This is a genomic window from Arcicella gelida (assembly GCF_034931025.1).
GTDB classification, from domain to species: domain Bacteria; phylum Bacteroidota; class Bacteroidia; order Cytophagales; family Spirosomataceae; genus Arcicella; species Arcicella gelida.
In genome coordinates this window covers 1-18511 of sequence record NZ_JAYGIL010000009.1, presented here as the reverse complement: position 1 = coordinate 18511, position 18511 = coordinate 1, and the positions used below count along the sequence as shown (strand labels likewise).

Here is an 18511-nt window from a genome sequence, read left to right as displayed (position 1 = left end):
TAATTCTTCTTAATAAAAATCAAACAAAATGGCTTCGCAAAAACGAAGCCATTTTGTTTGAAAATCATTTCTATCGTTACAATCAAACAGCTATCATTGTTAAAACTCCTATTAGCATAATAATTTTACAGGCATTGCTCAGAAAAGCAAAATCATTGGGTTTGTCGGCATAAACTAATTTATAAGTAAGTAAACCTACAGGAAACATCATTAATAGAAAAATATAAGCAATTCTCTCATTCGGTAATTGACTTGCCAGAATGAATAAAATACTGATAAAAATGGCGATTAATCCGTAAACAAGATTTTTGGTTCTAGCAATTCCCCAGATAATTGGAAGTGTTCTACAACCGTGACGCTCATCGCCTTTTACATCTTCCATATCTTTAATAATCTCACGAATCAAAGTAATGAAAAATGAAAATGTGGCATAAACCCATACTTCTCTCTGATGACCAGGATAATAAACCGCTAAAACCAACAAAGAAAAACCTGTTAAAATAGCAACCATCAAATTTCCCCAAAAAGCCAATCTTTTTAATTTATTGGCATAAAGCCACAAACAAAAAACGGCACATAAATTCACAAAAGCTGTTTTTCTATCTACCAATAAACCTAATAAAATTCCAGAAGCATTAAAAATTTGATGAATCAATAAAGCCCATCTTCTTTTGATGTACCGCCCAATTACTACTCGTTCAGGTTTATTCACCAAATCAATTTTTATGTCATAATAATCATTGATGATATAACCAGAAGCAGCCACCAAAACGGTCGCTAAAACAATTAAGAATAAGTTTTTTTCTAATAAAATATCAAGGAGATGACTGAAAGAAAGCGGTTTATCTCTAACCAAAAAGAATCTTGTAAAATATTGCGTAAATACGATAATTGCTAAATTTTGCCAACGAATCAGTCGGCTAAAACCTGTAAGTACTTGTAGGTATGTAACTTTCCGAGGGGTTCTCAACATCATATTAGAAGATTGCTATACACTATAACAACCAAATTTATTCCATTTTAATCCCTTAAAAAACTTTTTTAGTCATTAGAAGAGATTTTTTTTTGTTTTTGTGTGTTAGACCTTTGATAAGTCTATTCGCTAAGACTTAACTTTACATATCCACAACGTGCGGCGAACCGCTTCAATATTAGATTAATGAAAATCGGAATTGTTTGTTATCCTACTTACGGAGGTAGTGGTGTTGTAGCCACAGAATTAGGTAAGGCACTTGCTAAAGCAGGTCATGAAGTACATTTTATCACCTATTCACAACCTTCAAGGTTAGACTTTTTTAACGAAAATATCTATTATCATGAAGTAAGTGTTTCTAGCTATCCACTTTTCCAATACTTACCTTACGAGTCGGCTTTGGCAAGTAAAATTGTTGATGTAGTTATCAACGAAAGGCTTGATTTATTACACGTTCATTATGCCATTCCTCATGCTTCTGCGGCTTATTTAGCAAAGCAAATCCTGAAATCTAAAGGTATTCATATTCCATTTATCACTACGCTGCATGGAACAGACATTACTTTAGTAGGCAAAGACCCATCTTTTGAACCAGTCGTTACTTTCTCAATTAATGAATCTGACGGTGTTACGGCAGTTTCTGAAAGTCTGAAAAACGATACTTATGATGAATTTGAAATTGTAAGTAAAATAGAAGTAATTCCAAATTTTATTGATTTAGAACGTTTCAAAAAACTTCGTAAAGATCATTTCAAAATAGCGATTTGCCCCAATGGCGAAAAACTATTGATGCACACTTCTAACTTTAGAAAAGTAAAAAGAATCGAAGACGTTGTTCACGTTTTTCATAAAGTAAATCAAAAAATTCCTTCAAAATTACTCTTAGTCGGCGACGGCCCAGAACGTACTTCCATAGAAATGCTTTGTAGAGAATTGGGCGTTCAGCAAGATGTAAGATTTTTAGGTAAACTTGATGTGATAGAAGAAGTACTTTCTTTAGCAGATTTATTTTTACTTACTTCCGAAAAAGAAAGTTTCGGCTTGGCAGCTTTAGAAGCAATGGCTTGTGAAGTACCAATTATTTCGTCTGACGCTGGTGGATTACCAGAAGTAAATGTGCATGGCGTAACAGGTTTTGTTTCTAAAATTGGCGATACCGACGATATGGCAAAAAATGCAATTTCAATTTTGGAAGATGATGAAGTATTGGCTCGTTTCAAACACAATGCACATGAAAGAGCCAAAGAGTTTGACATCGCCAATATTTTACCCCTTTACGAACGTTATTATGAAGAAGTAACTGCTAAAAGTTGGAAATTTCCACCACAACCTTGTGCAGTCGATAGTTTAAATTAATAATAATATGCCCCTAAACATAAAAGTAAGTAATCGTAAAAGAGTTGTCATTATTGGTGCGGGTTTTGGAGGGTTGAAACTTGCTCAAGAATTAGCAGGAAGTGCTGATTTTGAAGTTGTTTTGATTGATAAAAACAATTATCATCAATTTCAACCATTATTCTACCAAGTAGCCACCGCAGGACTAGAACCTTCGGCGATTTCTTTCCCACTTCGTTTGGCTTTTCATCACTATGAAAATGTGTATGTAAGGGTGGCGACTGTCACAAAAATTATTCCTGAACAAAATCTTATTGAAACTAATATTGGTGAACTCTCTTTCGATTATCTGGTAATTGCAATTGGAGCTGATACCAATTTTTTTGGTAATAAAAATATTGAAGACAATGCCCTTCCGATGAAATCGGTGAGTGAAGCACTTGGACTTAGAAATCGTTTATTAGAGAATTTTGAAAAAGCCTTACTTGCCGACCAAGAAGAAGATAAAATTGGTTTAATGAATGTAGTGGTAGTTGGTGGCGGGCCAACTGGCGTAGAAGTATCAGGTACTTTGGCAGAAATGAAAAGAATGGTGTTGCCTAAAGATTATCCAGAACTAGATTTTGATTTAATGCAGGTTCATATCATTGAATCTGGCGGAGAATTATTAGGGCCAATGTCGCTCAATGCACAAATTAAATCTAAAGAATATTTAGAGCAATTAGGTGTAATAGTTCATCTAAATACCAGAGTAACAGATTTTGATGGGAAGCACGTTTATTTTAATAATGGCACAACTATCAGAACTAACAATTTAGTTTGGGCTGCTGGTGTGAAAGCTAATGTGATTGAAGGTATAAAACCAGAAATCATGATTCGTGGCGGACGCTTAAAAGTGAACAGACAAAATCTTGTAGAAGGATACGAAAATATTTTTGCGGTAGGCGATGTGGCTTATATGACGGAAGATAAATTTCCGAATGGTCACCCACAAGTAGCACAACCCGCTATTCAACAAGGAAATTTATTGGCTAGTAATTTAAAAAATATGCTAAAAGGAAACCCTGTTGAAGATTTCTGCTATAAAGATTTGGGGTCTATGGCAACTATTGGTAGAAACAAAGCTGTAGTAGATTTACCATTTTGGCATTTTCAAGGATTTTTTGCTTGGCTTACTTGGATGTTTGTTCACCTCATTGCTATTGTCGGAGTAAAAAACAAAGTGTTAATATTTATCAACTGGTTGTGGAATTATATTACTTACGACCAGTCATTAAGGTTAATCATCAAAGCTAAATCTCCTAAAAACAATCAAACTTAGCGAACTGACTATTAATCACATAAACAAATTATCATTAAATAACATGACAAACGGTATTTTATTGTAAATAAATCTTCAGTATCTTTGTCGTTATAATTCAACAAATTGATAGGTATTAAGCTCTTTATATAAAATTAGTACAATTTATACGCTAACTCTCCTACTTATCTGAAATAGTATTATGGAAGCGAAAAACTCAAAAATAAGACCTAAAAATAGTGGCTCTAAACAATTATTCGATAATCCAATTTTAGAGAAACTATCACACACACACATTGCCATTCCTGTTAGTATGTTTTTCATTGCAGGTTTTGTGCTTGGATATTATGCTTTTACTCATACCGAATTAGACAACTGGGCAATTGGTGTGCTATTTATAGTTGGTGCAATTACATTTACTTTTATTGAATATTGGGTTCATAGAAGTGTGTATCACATTGAGCCAACCACTGAAGCAAGAGCAAAATTCCAATACATCGCTCACGGTGTGCATCACGAATATCCAAAAGATAAAACTCGTTTAGCAATGCCTCCGATTGTTGCTGTAATTGTGGCTGTTACTTTGTTTTCAATCTTTTTTGTATTGATGGGCGAAGCTGCCTATGCTTTTTTCCCTGGTTTTATTTGGGGTTATGCGGCTTACTTATTAGTACATTATTCTGTTCATGCTTATGCACCACCAAAGAATTTTATGAAGCAATTGTGGATTAACCACGCTGTGCATCATTATAAAGATGGAAATGCTGTTTTCGGTGTTTCTTCTCCGCTTTGGGATTATATATTTGGAACAATGGCAACGATGGACAAATCTAAAGTTTCCGAGAATCTATAAGAAATACTCATTTAGTAATGACTCCGCAAGAATAAAAGTATCTTGCGGAGTTTTTTATTTTATCTTTGAACCTAAATTCATTAGCCAAATCTCATGAAAATATTACTGATAGAAGACGAACCCAAAACACTTCAATCGCTTCGACAAGGATTAGAGGAAAATGGTTTTGAAGTTGATATTGCTTATGACGGCGTCATTGGTAAACATCTTGCTCGAAAAAATCAATATCAAATCATTGTTACCGACATCATCATGCCGGGTATCAATGGACTTGAACTTTGCAAACAATTGCGTGAAGAAGGTGTTACTACACCAATTTTGATGCTTACTGCTATGGGAAGTATCCAAGAAAAACTGATGGGTTTTGATGCTGGTGCAGATGATTACTTGGTAAAACCTTTTGATTTCTTGGAATTGTTGGCTCGTATTAAAGTATTGAGTAAAAGAACCCAAATCCCTCTTCCAAACAATAGTAATATTCTGAGTTACAGTAATCTTGAAATGAATCTGGATGCACATCTAGTAACCAGAGGAGGCAATAAGATTGATTTAACTGCTCGTGAATTCGCTCTTTTAGAATATCTTTTACGCAATCAGGGAAAAGTAATTTCAAAAGCTGATATTGCTGAAAAAGTATGGGATAGTCGTTTTGAAATGGGTACTAATGTCATCGAAGTGTTCATGACGATGCTTCGTAAGAAAGTCGATAAAAATTATGATACTAAATTGATTCATACCCAATATGGCGTTGGCTACGTTTTAAAGGTTGAGGAGTAATTCAGGTAAAATCAAAAAACGATTCTATAAATCATGCAAATTCGGGCAAAACTTACTTTACAATTTACACTTTTAGTGTCAGTAATTGTTTTGACAATTTTTATTGTTATTTATGGTTTGCGTTATAATTACGTCAAAGAAGAATTTTATAATCGCCTTACGCAAAAAGCTTCTACATCTGCCAAATTATTGGTTACTATCAACGAAGTAAATTATAAACTACTCAAGAAAATCAACCAAACTAACAAGGATGTTCTTTATCGTGAAAATCTCATTATTTACGATTACGAAAACCTAAAAGTATATTCAAGTAATGATACGAGTGGGTTTAAGATTTCTTCGGAAATGCTTAACCAAGTTAGAAAAGAACGAGTTTCAAGGTTTACACAAGGAGATTTCAAAATTGTCGGAATCCTTTATCGTGACCGTTTCAATCGTGTTGTAACCATTGCTGGTGCAGTAGATTTATCAGGTGAACGAGATTTAAAAAATCTTCAAAACACCATGTTTGGTTTGTTTTTTATTGTGATTGCTGTTGTGGCGGTAACAGGTTGGTATTTTTCTGTTCGTGCTTTGTCGCCTATTTCTGAAGTAATCAAACAAGTAAAAACCATTTATCCCCAAAACGTTAATCAACGGCTTACCATTCAGAATCCTAAAGATGAAATTGGACAACTTACTGCTACTTTCAACGAGCTTTTAGAAAGAATCGGTGAAGTATTTCGTTTGCAAAATCTATTTGTTTCGAATGTTTCGCATGAAATGAAAAACCCTTTGATGAAAATCGGTTCTCAAATAGATGTTACTTTATTAAAAAGCAGAAGTGAAGAACAATACTTGGCAACTTTGCAGTCTGTCAGACAGGATATTCGTGAACTTGGTCAGCTTTCAAATACTTTGTTAGAATTAGCCAAAGTAAGTGATTTGAATCATAGTTTAATGTACGATGAAGTACGCCTTGATGAAATTATTTGGGAAGCTGGCGACTTACTTTTGCAAGCCGAAAAAGATTATCAAGTACAAGTAAACTTTACCAGTGAAATTGATGAAGATTCAGAATTGGTGATTCAAGGCAATGCACAATTATTGAAAACAGCTTTTGTCAACTTAATGGAAAATGGCTGTAAATTCTCTGAAAACCATACGGTGAAAGTAAGCATTCGTTTCTTGGAAAAACAAATAGAAGTACAGTTTGAAAACAAAGGGGCAATGGCACAAAAAGAAATAGCTTTGGTTTTCGAGCCTTTCTACAGAAGCCAAAATACGGCGAGTATCAAAGGTTATGGTGTGGGCTTATCTTTAGTAAATCGTATTGTGAAACTTCATGGAGGAAGTATCAATGCACATTGTTCTGATAATTCTACTTTTTTCACTTTACTCCTTCCCTATTCTGTTGGGATAAAATAAGGTTTTACTTCACCTACATCTGGACAAGCATTATATAATGCTTTAACACTTTTGTGAAGTATTGGATGTACAAAATCTGCTGCAATTTCTTCTAATGGCACTAGTACAAAGTTTCTTTCTTGCATCAAAGTATGTGGGAGTGTTAGCGAAGGTTCATCAATAATTTGATTTCCATGAAAAATAATATCAATATCAATTAATCTTGCACCCCATTTTTCGATGCGAACTCTACCTAACATTTCCTCAATCATTTGTGCTTGTAGCAACAATTCTTTTGAACTTAGTGTTGTTTCAACGGCAAGGGCTAAGTTTAAATAATTAGGTTGGTTTTCCACACCCCAAGGTGTAGTTTCATAGAATTTTGACCGTTTGGTAATCAATCCAATCTTAATGGCTATTAATTGGATGGCATTTTCCAGAATTTCGGCTCTGTTTCCCAAATTTGACCCTAAAAGTAAGTAAGTCGTTTGGAGATTTAGCTTTTGCATTGTATTTTTAGTTAAACTTCTTTAAAAGCTCCATAGCATATAATCTATATTATTACTGACCGATTCGCTTTTCGTAGTGTATATTCTTGCAAAGATTTATAAATATCGCTTAATTCACCAATAATCCTTTAAATACCTACCATGAAAAACATCACAAAAGGCTCTATACTCATTTCAGAACCTTTTCTTAAGGACCCAAATTTCAATCGAAGTGTTGTACTTATTTGTGAACACGAGACAAACCAAGGCTCTTTCGGACTGATTCTGAACCAAACTTCCAATCTAAATCTTGATGATGTATTGGAAGAAAATATTTATCCTGACGTACCACTTTATGTTGGTGGTCCCGTTCAGCATAATACTTTGCACTATGTGCATCGCCGTCCTGATATTATCGACGGGGGAATCACCTTGATGGATGGTGTTACTTGGGGTGGAAATTTCCAACAAGTAAAGAGCCTCCTCAATAATGGTGTTTTATCGCCCAAAGATATTCGTTGCTTTATTGGATATTCGGGTTGGGAAGAAGACCAACTTGATAATGAACTCAAAAAAGATTCTTGGATAGTTTCAAGTACTACTTCGGATGTTATTTTTGATACGCCCCCAGAAAATTTCTGGAGAACAATTCTCAAAGAAATGGGTGGCTCGTTCAAAGTTTTAGCTAATTATCCAAGCGACCCAAGTTTGAATTAAAATGGCTGACAACAATAATATTCCTCATATTTCAATCATTAATACTCGTCCCTCCGACCAACATTTATTACTCTTGGGCGGTTTAGGGACGTTTTTATATGTTATCTATTTCTTGATTAGAACAGAATACTTATCAAGTACTTTCTGTTTACTCACTAGCATTTTTTTGATTTATCATTATTTAGAAAAAATCAAGGTGAAGGCTAAACTCATTATTAGCCAAGATGGCATACAAGTGGTTGGACAACCTTTTGTTTCTTGGGCATTTGTACATGGTTTACAGATTCGCCCAGAAGTGAAGGGAAATAATTATTCAGAAACCTTGGTTTTTACCAATAATGGAAGAATTCAAGAAATTCCTATTCAACAATTGGATATTACTGCATGGCAACTGGAACAGTTGCTTGAAATGTATCAGGAACGATTTAGAGAAAGTATTGTTGAAAATGATGAGCTTTTGTAAAGATTGTTAAACTTTAAATAAGTTCTCAAAAATTATCAGGTTTAAACTAATTTTTCTAGGGTGTAGAACCCTTTCGGTTACCATTCGACAGTAATAGTAATAAGAAAACGGTAACCGTAAAGATTAGCATTTAACCATTATAAAAACCTGTAGCGGTAACCCTTGCGGTTACCGTTCGAAAGTAACCAGAAACGGTAACTTATCATACTCCAAAAGATAAACAGTGTCAAGTTCCTGAAAATTTGCGGTTACCGTTCGAAAGTAACCAGAAACGGTAACCGTAAAGGTTACCACTACAAGTATTATTTGAATAAATATCAATGAGAAACAAGTATTTGCCACGATAAAACAAATTCCTATTCCTCTACACGAAAAATTGAATTAGGTAAAGATTTAAAATTGTAAGACAACAACAATTTATTGTTTCATCTTTCTTTTGAAAAACTCTTCTAAAACCATCTCCTCATTTTATTCCTCCTTTTTGTAAGCTGTAAAGCCCTGTTATTAAGTCTATTTTCAAGCTTTTCCCTTATCTTTGTATTCTTTAAATCCCAAAAACGAATCAGAGAAGTATATCGGGAGTGTTTTTTCCCGAAAATAAATCCGAAATCACACATTGAAAAAGCTATTCCTTCCCAAAGTACAGAAATCTTTCCAAACGGAAATACCATTGCCTTCTTCTAAATCAGAATCTAATCGTGCTTTGATTATCAATGCCTTGGCTAAGGGAAAAGATAATTTATCGAACCTTGCCGAAGCTCGTGATACGCAAACAATGATGCGTTTGTTGGCTTCTGATGATGCCATCGCTGATGTGATTGATGCTGGAACTACTATGCGTTTCTTGACTGCTTATTTCTCGGTAACAGGTCAGCAAAAGACGATGACGGGTACTCCTAGAATGTGCGAGCGTCCGATTGGAATTTTGGTAGATGCCCTTCGTTCTTTGGGTGCTGATATCGACTATATCAATAAAGAAGGTTATCCGCCTTTGCAATTGAATGGTTTTAATTTCTCTGGAAATAACAATTTATCTATCAGAGGCGATGTTTCTTCGCAATACATTTCTGCTATTTTGATGATTGCCCCTTTATTGCCAGAAGGACTTATTTTAACCATTACTGGTGATTTAGGCTCTAAGCCATATATCGAAATGACGATTCAACAAATGAAAAGTTTTGGTATTACGGTTACTCCTGATTGGGGAAACATGACGATTACTGTGCCTGCACAGCAATATGAAGTAATTCCTTATGCTATTGAATCAGATTGGTCTGGGGCGAGTTATTGGTTTTCGATGGTTGCACTTTCTGAGTTTGAAGATGCTGAATTAGAACTATTAGGCTTAAAAGAAAATTCATTACAAGGCGACTCTGTGATTACTGACATCATGAGTCACTTAGGCGTGAAATCTGAATATACTGGTCGTGGTTTTAAATTGACTAAAATTCCTGCGGAAGCTTCTTTAGCTTGGGATTTTACCAATTGTCCTGACTTAGCTCAAACAGTTTGCGTTGTGGCGGCGGCTAAAAACATTCCACTTACATTAACAGGCGTGGAATCTTTAAAAGTAAAAGAAACCGACCGTATCTATGCTTTACAAACTGAACTAGCAAAAATTGGTGGAAGTTTAGTCGAAACAGAAAAAAATCATAAATATTTGTTAACTGCAAGCGGAGAAGCCATTAAAGCAGATACGGCTATTCATACTTATGATGACCACCGTATGGCTATGGCTTTTGCTCCTTTAGCCTTGGTTTCAGACATTACGATTGAAGAACCAGATGTAGTGGTAAAATCATATCCTTCTTTCTGGAAACATATTGCCAAGATTGTTGACATTGAAGCATAATCAGCCATTCTGTTGATAAACCAACAATGGCTTGTGAATAATATTTTAACAGATGACATGAATTTGATTCAAGTCATCTGTTATTTTTTTATGCCTATACCACTTTTTAAAATGCCTATCCACTATTTGTAATGAGCGATTGAGGAATCGCTTCTGACGAATGAAGAAGTTTTTCAAGGGTGAAAATATTTTTTTCTACCTTACAAAATAGTTTTTCAAGGGTGAAAATGTTTTTTTCTACCCTACAAAATAATTTTTCAAGGGTGAAAATATTTTTTTCTACCTTACAAAATAGTTTTTCAAGGGTGAAAATGTTTTTTTCTACCTTACAAAATAGTTTTTCAAGGGTGAAAATGTTTTTTTCTACCCTACAAAATAATTTTTCAAGGATGAAAAATATACTTTCTACCCATAGAAGAACAGGGTTTTATCAATAATGAAAAAGCATTTATTGGTGGTATATCAATATTTACGGAGTTAAATATTAGCCAATTAGCATAAATTCCAGCAATAGACACAAAAAAAATAGTGTAGGTTTTGCCTACACTATTTCAAATATGATTGATTTCTTAAATCTCTTATTGCAATTGTAAAACCTTAGAAGTTGATTTTGCATATTCAAAAGCACCAAACATGATGGCTGAGAAAACTAAATTACTCGTCAATGTATTTTTCAAGAAAGGTAAAGCCATTGTATAACATGACATTAAACCTTCAAAAGTTTGTGGATACATTTTACCGCCAGTCCAAACTAAAAAGTTAGACACTACAAAGAATACAACTGTGCCTAATAAATTAGCGGTAAGTAGGCTTGTAACTGTTACTTTCTTTAGCGTAAGGATGCCTATCGCTACTACCAAAGCAAAACAAAAGAAAGTGCCTGAGTCAAAACCAAATGAAAAAGTAGGATACCATTGTGTGTAAAAAACATTGTTCAACACCAAATTAGATAACCACAAAGCAGCCATTGGTATAATAAAAGCCCACTGTTTCTTGGTAAAATAAGCCCCTCCGAACAATGCGATTGTTCCTACTGGCGAAAAGTTGGATAAAGTTGGTGCAATCACCGCTAAAAAACGAAAGGCAGTAGCAACCAAAATGATAGCAACTAAAACACCAAAACGAAGGTTTATTGAATTTTTCATGAATATTTTCTCCTAAATTTCTATTCTAATTTATTTAGGATATACAAATTTACTAAGGTTTACAGATTTCAACGTAATTTTGATAAAAATTTAAAATAGAAGAGTCTTTAAGGAGTAAATACTTTTTACCAACATTGAAATCTAGGGCTAAATATAGAAGCATTTTGAATTAATCTTAATGCCTTACAATAACAAAACCCTAAAGTCAAAGAATCTTATAGCTCCAATCATTTACCCCGATAAAAAATGTTTTCTAAAAATTTCAAATTAGGTTTATTAGGTGGCGGACAATTAGGAAGAATGTTACTCCAAGCTGCTATTGATTTAGATATTCATGTAAAAGCACTTGACCCAGACCCAGATGCTCCTTGTGCTAAGATTGCACCAGAATTTGTAGTGGGTTCTTTTCTTGATTATGATACTGTTTATCAATTCGGACAAGATTGTGAAGTAATTACCATCGAAATTGAAAACGTTAATTTAGAAGCTTTAAAGAAACTTCGTTCAGAAGGGAAAAAAGTATTTCCTCAACCAGAAGTATTAGAAATCATTCAAGATAAACGTGTTCAAAAACAGTTTTACTTAGATAACAATCTGCCTACTTCTGATTTTATCTTGACCGATTCTGTAGAAGACATCAGTAAACATCTTGATTTCTTACCTGCTTTCAACAAATTAGGAAAAGGCGGTTATGATGGCAGAGGCGTACAAAAGCTAAGTTCTGAAATTGATTTGCCTTTAGCTTTTACTGAACCAAGTTTATTAGAAAAAGCAATTGATTTCGATAAAGAAATTGCCGTAATCGTTGCTAGAAATGAGCATGGCGAAATAAAAACCTTCCCGACGGTAGAATGTGTGTTTCATCCTGTATATAATTTAGTTGAATATTTATTTGCACCAGCTGATGTAAACTCAACAATTCATGAAGAAGCCAAACAAATTGCGATTGAAACAGCTGAGAAACTTGGTATCGTTGGGCTTTTAGCCGTAGAAATGTTTTTGACGAAAGATGGTAAGATACTTATCAATGAAGTTGCTCCACGCACACACAACAGCGGACATCATACCATCAGAGCAAATCATACTTCACAGTTTGAACAACATCTTAGAGCGGTTTTAGGCTTACCATTGGGTGATACTACAGCACATTCAAAAGCAGCTATGGTGAATCTTTTGGGTGAAGACGGTTACACTGGTGAAGCAAAGTATGTGGGCATGAACGAAGCTTTGGCAATAGCAGGTGTTTATCCATTTTTATACGGCAAGAAAATCACGAAACCTTTCCGAAAAATGGGACACGTTACTGTAGTTGATGAAAACTTAGAATCATTAAAAGAGAAAGTAAATATTGTGAAAGAAAAGCTAAAGGTAATTGCTTAGGCTTCATGATTTTATTTCAGTAAGAATAAGTAATATAAAAGAATACCCGAAAAAGCCTCTACTCCATTTGAAATAGAGGCTTTTTCGATTTTTAGCCCTAAATTTGTATTCATTTAACGCAATTTAATTAGTAAGTAGATAATGGTAGGAATCATCATGGGCAGTATTTCAGACATCAAAGTCATGCAAGAAGCTGCCGACGTTTGTAAACAATTTGGCGTAGCGTATGAAATAGACATCGTGTCGGCACATAGAACACCTTTGAAAATGGTTGATTATGCCAATACAGCCAGAGAAAAAGGAATCAAAGTAATCATTGCTGGTGCAGGCGGCGCAGCACATTTACCGGGTATGGTTGCTTCTATCACAACACTTCCAGTAATTGGAGTACCTGTAAAATCTTCAAACTCAATTGATGGTTGGGATTCAGTACTTTCAATCTTACAAATGCCTTCTGGTGTTCCAGTAGCTACTGTAGCATTGAATGGTGCTAAAAATGCGGGAATATTGGCAATTCAAATGTTGGGTATTGAAAATCAGGAAATTGCTACTAAATTGCAAAACTATAAAGCAGAACTTAGCGAAAAAGTTGCAGAAATGGTTACAGAATTGAAAGGAAATAAATAATAGTTTTTGAGATTTTTATAATTTTAATAATCGAAAACTGTTTTCTTTCTAAACAAACCTCACCAATCCTTACGAAATATGGAAGACTATCGTAATCCTCGCCCAGCAGAAGAAAATTCAAACATTCCCATGATTACCCTTTTGGTATTAGTGGCATTGGTAATTGCTTTGCTTTATGTTGGTTGGCAGTCGATGAGTGATGATACCACCAAAACAGAAGTTGTTCTAAGTACTCCGCCAAAATCTGATGCGATGAAAGGACAAGAAGATGCTGACCTTGTAACTGCCCCAACTACGGAAATGCCAGAAGAAGGTGCAGAGAAAGAAAATAAAAAAGCATCAACAACAGTTGATGAAGAAGAAAAGCAAGACAAAAAAGCTCAAGAAGAAAAAGTAGCAGAGAAGAAAAAAGAAGAAACCAAAAAGGTTGAAGAAGTAGCCAAAACTGAAAAGAAAACTGCGGAAGTACCTTTAAAGGGAACAACCTTTGTACATACAGTACAAGCTGGAGAAACTTTTTATGGCATTGCTAATCGTTATCATATCAGTAAAGCTGCTTTACAAACGCTTAATCCTGATGTAAAACCTGAAGGTATTAAAGTTGGTATTACTAAACTGAATGTGAAAGTAAAAGCGATTCATACCGTGGGACCAGGTGATATTCTAAGAGTAGTTGCTCAGAAATATGGCGTTAGCAAGCAAGCAATCATGGATGCTAATAAAAAGACAAAAGATATAACTGAAAGAGGCGAGAAATTGATTATTCCATTACCTTAAAATATTTTATTTTAAGGAGTGATATTTTAAAAAGAGTATAGAAAAAGGTCAGGTTTTAAAAAACCTGACCTTTTTATTTTTACACGAGATAATACTCGTAATTGAATGCTATACTAAGCTTACTCCCGTCATGATAGCAGGTTTTTCAACTCCCATCAAATCCAAAATAGTTGGAGCGATGTCACCTAATTTACCATTTTTGATTGCCTTTTTATCTTTGTCAATCAAAATACAAGGTACAAGATTTAAGCTATGTTGTGTATTTGGCGAACCGTCGTCGTTAATCATATAATCAGCATTTCCGTGGTCAGCTAATACGATTACAGAATAACCATGTTCAACACCAGCATTAACAACAGCTTCTAATGATTGATCTACTGCTTCACAAGCATCAATTACTGCTTGAAAATCTCCAGTATGACCAACCATATCAGGGTTAGCAAAATTCAAACAAACGAAATCAGCTTTTTCTTCTGTCAATGCTGGTACTAAGCTATCACGTACTTCATATACAGACATTTCTGGTTGTAAATCGTAAGTAGCCACTTTCGGAGAATTACATAAAATACGACTTTCACCTTCAAACTCTTCATTACGACCGCCAGAGAAGAAGAAAGTAACGTGTGGGTATTTCTCTGTTTCTGCAATTCTGATTTGTTTTTTACCAGCTTCAGATAATACTTCACCTAAAGTCGCTGGTAAATTACTGTCATCAAAAATTACATTTACTCCAACAAAAGACTTATTATAATTCGTTAAAGTATAATACTGAATATCCAATTTCTTCATACCATTTTCAGGGAAATCTTGTTGCGTTAAAGCCTTAGTGATTTCCTGCGGACGGTCTGTACGATAATTGAAACATAATACAACATCACCTTCTTCGATAGTAGCAACTGGTTTTCCGTTTTCTGTTACTAAAAGCGGTTCGATGAATTCGTCAGTTACTCCAGCTTCATAAGAAGCAGCAATTGAAGCCAAAACATCTTCTGTTTCAGTTCCGATTCCTTTAACCATTACGTCGTAAGCTTTTTGAATACGTTCCCAACGATTATCTCTGTCCATTGCAAAATAACGACCCGTTACACTTGCAATTTTACCCACGGAAGTAACTAAGAAAGAAGATAAATCTTCAATATATCCTTTTCCTGATTTAGGGTCAGTATCACGTCCATCTGTAAAAGCATGGATATACACTTTATCTAAACCATTATCTTTTAATACATTACACAATGCTTTTACGTGATTGATATGTGCGTGTACACCACCGTCTGACACTAAACCCATCAAATGGAAAGGCTTGTTATTATTTTTAGCATACTTAATCGCTTTCACTAAAACTGGTTCATGACGAAGAGTATCTTGTTCAATTGCATCATTTAAGCGAACCAAACTTTGTTTTACAGTACGACCAGCCCCTAAATTCATGTGACCAACCTCTGAATTACCAAACTGACCTTCTGGCAAACCCACTTCTGGGCCGAAAGTAACTAAAGTACTGTTTGGATTATTCGCCAAAATAGAATCATAAAATGGTGTTCTGGCTGCAATGATTGCCGAACGGTCTTCATAACCCTTCTGAGCTATTCCCCAACCGTCAAGGATGATTAAAATTACTTTTTTGTCCACGTGTATTGCTTGATTTGTTTTATTAGTATTTAGCAATTGGCTTTAAGCTATAAGCTTTAAGCTTTAATTTTTTAATGAACTTCTGAAAATAAGAGGTTTCTGAGCATTAAAATGCTATTTATCAATATTTTAAATTCATAACTCATCATTTTATTTGTACGAAGGTTTAGACTTGTTAAATCCTTCTTACAGACCTAACTCATCATTCATAACTCTTACTTATGTTCTTTACCAAAATTCTTCTCTCCTGCTTCAATAGACACCGTTAAGTGATTTTCTTTAGGAGGAATCGGGCAAGAATATCCATTACTGAAAGCACAGTAAGGATTGTATGCTTTATTGAAGTCTAAAATTACGCTATCATTTTGAATATCGGTAGTTTCAAGTTCTAAATATCGTCCTCCACCATAAGTATCTTTGCCATTTGTGACATCTTTGAATGGAATGAATAAGTAATTTTTGTACTTGGCTATCGACATCAAATCTATACTTCTATAAACATTCAATTCAACAGTTTGTCCTTGCAACTGAAAAGAGAGTATTCCATATTTATAATATTCTTTCTTTTTTCCAGAAGAAGTCATCATCTTAAATGGACTAACGTTATCAGATTTTTTGAAAGTGCAGTTTACTTTGAAGTTTTCATCAGGTTCATAAAAACGAAGAAAAGCTAAATCTGCCTTTTTCAATGGACTATTTCCACTTTCCAAAAACTCATTTTTATAATGCTCTCGATGTTTTACGATACTTTCTTGATAAGATTGTGCTAAAATCTCACTTGAAATTAATATCAGTAATATTAAGATTAATCCTTTCATCTACAAATGATGTTTATCAATTAAAAAATCTAAAAAAGTATCTGCACAACGATTCACAATCTGGTAAACTTCTTCAAAATTATCAGAATTTCCATAATAAGGGTCTGGCACTTCCATTACTTTATTAGGAGTTGTTGAGTCGAATCTTCTGTATAAAAAACAATTCTCTTCGGGTTGTTTTATCCCGATAGACCTAGCACTAATGGTTTGGATATTTTCGATATTATAGTTGTCCATCGCAACGATATAGTCAAAAACAGAAAAATCTTCTCCAGAAAGTTTTCTACAGTGATGAGTAAGTTTCAAACCATGCGACTCTGCATTTTTACGAGTACGAGGGTCGGGTAAATCTCCGATATGATAAGCATGAGTAGCAGCAGAGTCACACTGAACAACACGCTGTAAACCACGGGCTTTTACGGCTCTTCTAAAAGTTTCCTCCGCAATAGGCGAACGACAAATATTACCAGTACAAACAAATAAGATTTTTAACATCATTTTTAACGATAACAATTCAATGTTTAATCCAAACTAAGAATTGTGTAAAATAAAGCTGGAATACAAATTTCACAAAAAAACCTGTAAAACAGCTTAGTATTACAGGCTCATTTGCATTTATTTTGAAAAGATTTACTTCTCTATTGGTAGATTGTCTTCATCGACAATCACAAAAATCTCTTCATTGGGCTTTTTCATCAAGTACTTTTCACGAGCAAATTTTTCAATCAAACTCGGGCTTCCCATTACTTCTACTTTTTCTTTTTCTACTTCTTTTAATTTCTCAGCATAATAAGCAGTTTCATCTTCCAATCGGCTTAATTCACGATACATTTTAATCTGAGTAAACACATTATTATCATCAAAAAAAAACATCCACACAACCAATACTGATAGTGTTAGGGTATAAAAACGATATTTTACTAAGAGTAATCTTTTCATAGTTTAATAAGTTATATAAATAGTTTCTCTTTCAGTTGCTAGCAATGTTTTTATAGCACTGACAAACATGATATACTCTGATATATGATGAAATTTAATGATTTTAAATTAATTGGTTTGATTTTGAGTAGCAAAAATGTTGTTAATCATTTTCGTAGTGTATAAAGATTTAATAGGGACAAAAATATGCAATATTAAATAGTTATTTTTGATAAACGCTACGTCTAATATCAAACTTTAAATGAAAAAATGAGAAAATTTAGTATTTATATGTTATGAAAATAGAAAAGATAGATTCCTTATTTGTACCAGATACCGAAAATGATAGAAAATATGATTTATTATTTATTCAACAAAGTGACATAAATTCTAAAAATCACTCAACAAAAATAATAACTCAAAAATACTTACATTTTGCAACTTTCTATAATATTAGTTTTTTGAACTTAAAATTTTCACACTGTGATTTTAAACATTGCACTTATGAAAACTTTTATGCAAGAGGTGTTATATTTGAAAACATAGACTTCACTGGTTCTCAATCTATAAACTGTAATTTTGATAATATAAAATTTATTAACTGCAACTTTCAGCATTGTAGATTTCAAAACTGTATTTTACCTGTACGTGAGATAAGTGCAGCATTACCTAATGAATCAAATTTAAAAAAGAAATTAGCAACTAATTTAAAAATTAATTTTCAAAATATAGGAATGCAAAGTGAGGCTGACCATTTTTTAGATATTGAAATTGAATCAGAAATTGGAGACTTAAAATCTGTAATTTTAGGTGAGACCGAATACTATAAAAGTCATTATCAAACATTTGATAGAATTTTAGCATTATTAAAATTCATAATGTTGAAAATAGAAATTTTCATTTGGGGTTATGGACATAAAGTCAAAAATTTGATTATTTCTTATAGCTGTATATTACTCTACCCGAAGATTTTGTTTCTGAAAACAAAAAGGCTGAACTTTGAGCTACCACGCATCAAACCAGCCTTTAAGGATGAAACAAATCATCAAAGACGAAATTATAAAATTGTTGGG

Annotated in this window: 19 protein-coding genes; 12 read left to right on the top strand and 7 right to left on the bottom strand. The window is 33.8% G+C overall.

Annotated elements, in window-relative coordinates; genetic code table 11:
* Nucleotides 1-82: 82 nt before the first annotated feature.
* The gene (locus VB776_RS08905) at nucleotides 83-976 is read right to left on the bottom strand and encodes a geranylgeranylglycerol-phosphate geranylgeranyltransferase (RefSeq protein ID WP_323328163.1); all 894 of its coding nucleotides are present in this window, start codon (nucleotides 974-976) and stop codon (nucleotides 83-85) included.
* Between the two features lie 183 nt (nucleotides 977-1159).
* Between VB776_RS08905 and bshA the strand changes: the two genes are divergently transcribed.
* The 5 genes from bshA (at nucleotide 1160) to VB776_RS08880 (ending at nucleotide 6645) form a co-directional block, all read left to right on the top strand.
* The gene (gene bshA / locus VB776_RS08900; protein ID WP_323328161.1) at nucleotides 1160-2329 is read left to right on the top strand and encodes an N-acetyl-alpha-D-glucosaminyl L-malate synthase BshA; all 1170 of its coding nucleotides are present in this window, start codon (nucleotides 1160-1162) and stop codon (nucleotides 2327-2329) included.
* 7 nt (nucleotides 2330-2336) lie between these two features.
* Nucleotides 2337-3629, top strand: coding sequence for an NAD(P)/FAD-dependent oxidoreductase (locus VB776_RS08895; protein ID WP_323328159.1), 1293 nt, complete (start codon nucleotides 2337-2339; stop codon nucleotides 3627-3629).
* A gap of 181 nt (nucleotides 3630-3810) precedes the next feature.
* Entirely contained in the window at nucleotides 3811-4461 is a 651-nt protein-coding gene (locus VB776_RS08890; RefSeq protein ID WP_323328157.1) for a sterol desaturase family protein, read from the top strand.
* 93 nt (nucleotides 4462-4554) lie between these two features.
* Nucleotides 4555-5238, top strand: a complete 684-nt coding sequence (locus tag VB776_RS08885) for a response regulator transcription factor (protein ID WP_323328155.1) — start codon at nucleotides 4555-4557, stop codon at nucleotides 5236-5238.
* A gap of 33 nt (nucleotides 5239-5271) precedes the next feature.
* On the top strand, nucleotides 5272-6645 hold the full coding sequence (locus VB776_RS08880) for a HAMP domain-containing sensor histidine kinase (RefSeq protein ID WP_323256972.1): 1374 nt from the start codon (nucleotides 5272-5274) through the stop codon (nucleotides 6643-6645).
* On the opposite strand, the gene folK is transcribed toward VB776_RS08880, so the two are convergent.
* Complete coding sequence (gene folK / locus VB776_RS08875) at nucleotides 6624-7133, bottom strand: 2-amino-4-hydroxy-6-hydroxymethyldihydropteridine diphosphokinase (protein ID WP_323328153.1); 510 nt, start codon at nucleotides 7131-7133, stop codon at nucleotides 6624-6626. The two genes, VB776_RS08880 and folK, sit on opposite strands and share 22 nt — an antisense overlap.
* 141 nt (nucleotides 7134-7274) lie before the next feature.
* Here folK and VB776_RS08870 point away from each other — a divergent pair, with 141 nt between their 5' ends.
* The 3 genes from VB776_RS08870 (at nucleotide 7275) to VB776_RS08860 (ending at nucleotide 10144) form a co-directional block, all read left to right on the top strand.
* Complete coding sequence (locus tag VB776_RS08870) at nucleotides 7275-7829, top strand: YqgE/AlgH family protein (protein ID WP_323256976.1); 555 nt, start codon at nucleotides 7275-7277, stop codon at nucleotides 7827-7829.
* 1 nt (nucleotide 7830) lies between these two features.
* On the top strand, nucleotides 7831-8292 hold the full coding sequence (locus tag VB776_RS08865; protein WP_323328151.1) for a hypothetical protein: 462 nt from the start codon (nucleotides 7831-7833) through the stop codon (nucleotides 8290-8292).
* A gap of 616 nt (nucleotides 8293-8908) precedes the next feature.
* Nucleotides 8909-10144, top strand: coding sequence for a 3-phosphoshikimate 1-carboxyvinyltransferase (locus VB776_RS08860; RefSeq protein WP_323328149.1), 1236 nt, complete (start codon nucleotides 8909-8911; stop codon nucleotides 10142-10144).
* 578 nt (nucleotides 10145-10722) lie between these two features.
* Here VB776_RS08860 and VB776_RS08855 read toward each other — a convergent pair.
* On the bottom strand, nucleotides 10723-11289 hold the full coding sequence (locus VB776_RS08855) for a DUF6580 family putative transport protein (protein WP_323328147.1): 567 nt from the start codon (nucleotides 11287-11289) through the stop codon (nucleotides 10723-10725).
* Between the two features lie 246 nt (nucleotides 11290-11535).
* On the opposite strand from VB776_RS08855, the gene VB776_RS08850 reads away from it, so the two are divergent.
* From VB776_RS08850 to VB776_RS08840, 3 genes are all read left to right on the top strand, one after another.
* Nucleotides 11536-12669, top strand: a complete 1134-nt coding sequence (locus tag VB776_RS08850; protein WP_323328145.1) for a 5-(carboxyamino)imidazole ribonucleotide synthase — start codon at nucleotides 11536-11538, stop codon at nucleotides 12667-12669.
* Between the two features lie 141 nt (nucleotides 12670-12810).
* The gene (gene purE / locus VB776_RS08845; RefSeq protein WP_323328143.1) at nucleotides 12811-13296 is read left to right on the top strand and encodes a 5-(carboxyamino)imidazole ribonucleotide mutase; all 486 of its coding nucleotides are present in this window, start codon (nucleotides 12811-12813) and stop codon (nucleotides 13294-13296) included.
* A gap of 78 nt (nucleotides 13297-13374) precedes the next feature.
* Complete coding sequence (locus VB776_RS08840; RefSeq protein WP_323328141.1) at nucleotides 13375-14073, top strand: LysM peptidoglycan-binding domain-containing protein; 699 nt, start codon at nucleotides 13375-13377, stop codon at nucleotides 14071-14073.
* A 108-nt stretch (nucleotides 14074-14181) separates the two neighbouring features.
* Here VB776_RS08840 and gpmI read toward each other — a convergent pair whose 3' ends face one another.
* The 4 genes from gpmI to VB776_RS08820 form a co-directional block, all read right to left on the bottom strand.
* The gene (gene gpmI / locus VB776_RS08835; RefSeq protein WP_323328139.1) at nucleotides 14182-15702 is read right to left on the bottom strand and encodes a 2,3-bisphosphoglycerate-independent phosphoglycerate mutase; all 1521 of its coding nucleotides are present in this window, start codon (nucleotides 15700-15702) and stop codon (nucleotides 14182-14184) included.
* 215 nt (nucleotides 15703-15917) lie between these two features.
* Nucleotides 15918-16520 (bottom strand): DUF1684 domain-containing protein, encoded by a 603-nt coding sequence (locus VB776_RS08830; protein ID WP_323328137.1) that lies wholly within the window; start codon nucleotides 16518-16520, stop codon nucleotides 15918-15920.
* Nucleotides 16521-17018 (bottom strand): low molecular weight protein-tyrosine-phosphatase, encoded by a 498-nt coding sequence (locus tag VB776_RS08825; protein WP_323328135.1) that lies wholly within the window; start codon nucleotides 17016-17018, stop codon nucleotides 16521-16523. It lies immediately after the preceding gene.
* A gap of 132 nt (nucleotides 17019-17150) precedes the next feature.
* On the bottom strand, nucleotides 17151-17459 hold the full coding sequence (locus VB776_RS08820) for an FtsB family cell division protein (protein ID WP_323328133.1): 309 nt from the start codon (nucleotides 17457-17459) through the stop codon (nucleotides 17151-17153).
* Between the two features lie 275 nt (nucleotides 17460-17734).
* Between VB776_RS08820 and VB776_RS08815 the strand changes: the two genes are divergently transcribed.
* On the top strand, nucleotides 17735-18511 hold a 777-nt coding region (locus tag VB776_RS08815), incomplete at its 3' end, for a pentapeptide repeat-containing protein (protein ID WP_323328131.1).

Coding starts and splice junctions, on each gene's coding strand:
- VB776_RS08825 (WP_323328135.1), bottom strand. CDS start 17,018: ATGATGTTAAAAATCTTATTTGTTTGTACTGGTAATATTTGTCGTTCG.
- bshA (WP_323328161.1), top strand. CDS start 1,160: ATGAAAATCGGAATTGTTTGTTATCCTACTTACGGAGGTAGTGGTGTT.
- purE (WP_323328143.1), top strand. CDS start 12,811: ATGGTAGGAATCATCATGGGCAGTATTTCAGACATCAAAGTCATGCAA.
- VB776_RS08870 (WP_323256976.1), top strand. CDS start 7,275: ATGAAAAACATCACAAAAGGCTCTATACTCATTTCAGAACCTTTTCTT.
- VB776_RS08840 (WP_323328141.1), top strand. CDS start 13,375: ATGGAAGACTATCGTAATCCTCGCCCAGCAGAAGAAAATTCAAACATT.
- VB776_RS08880 (WP_323256972.1), top strand. CDS start 5,272: ATGCAAATTCGGGCAAAACTTACTTTACAATTTACACTTTTAGTGTCA.
- VB776_RS08855 (WP_323328147.1), bottom strand. CDS start 11,289: ATGAAAAATTCAATAAACCTTCGTTTTGGTGTTTTAGTTGCTATCATT.
- folK (WP_323328153.1), bottom strand. CDS start 7,133: ATGCAAAAGCTAAATCTCCAAACGACTTACTTACTTTTAGGGTCAAAT.
- VB776_RS08905 (WP_323328163.1), bottom strand. CDS start 976: ATGATGTTGAGAACCCCTCGGAAAGTTACATACCTACAAGTACTTACA.
- VB776_RS08850 (WP_323328145.1), top strand. CDS start 11,536: ATGTTTTCTAAAAATTTCAAATTAGGTTTATTAGGTGGCGGACAATTA.
- VB776_RS08890 (WP_323328157.1), top strand. CDS start 3,811: ATGGAAGCGAAAAACTCAAAAATAAGACCTAAAAATAGTGGCTCTAAA.
- VB776_RS08865 (WP_323328151.1), top strand. CDS start 7,831: ATGGCTGACAACAATAATATTCCTCATATTTCAATCATTAATACTCGT.
- VB776_RS08830 (WP_323328137.1), bottom strand. CDS start 16,520: ATGAAAGGATTAATCTTAATATTACTGATATTAATTTCAAGTGAGATT.
- VB776_RS08820 (WP_323328133.1), bottom strand. CDS start 17,459: ATGAAAAGATTACTCTTAGTAAAATATCGTTTTTATACCCTAACACTA.
- VB776_RS08895 (WP_323328159.1), top strand. CDS start 2,337: ATGCCCCTAAACATAAAAGTAAGTAATCGTAAAAGAGTTGTCATTATT.
- VB776_RS08885 (WP_323328155.1), top strand. CDS start 4,555: ATGAAAATATTACTGATAGAAGACGAACCCAAAACACTTCAATCGCTT.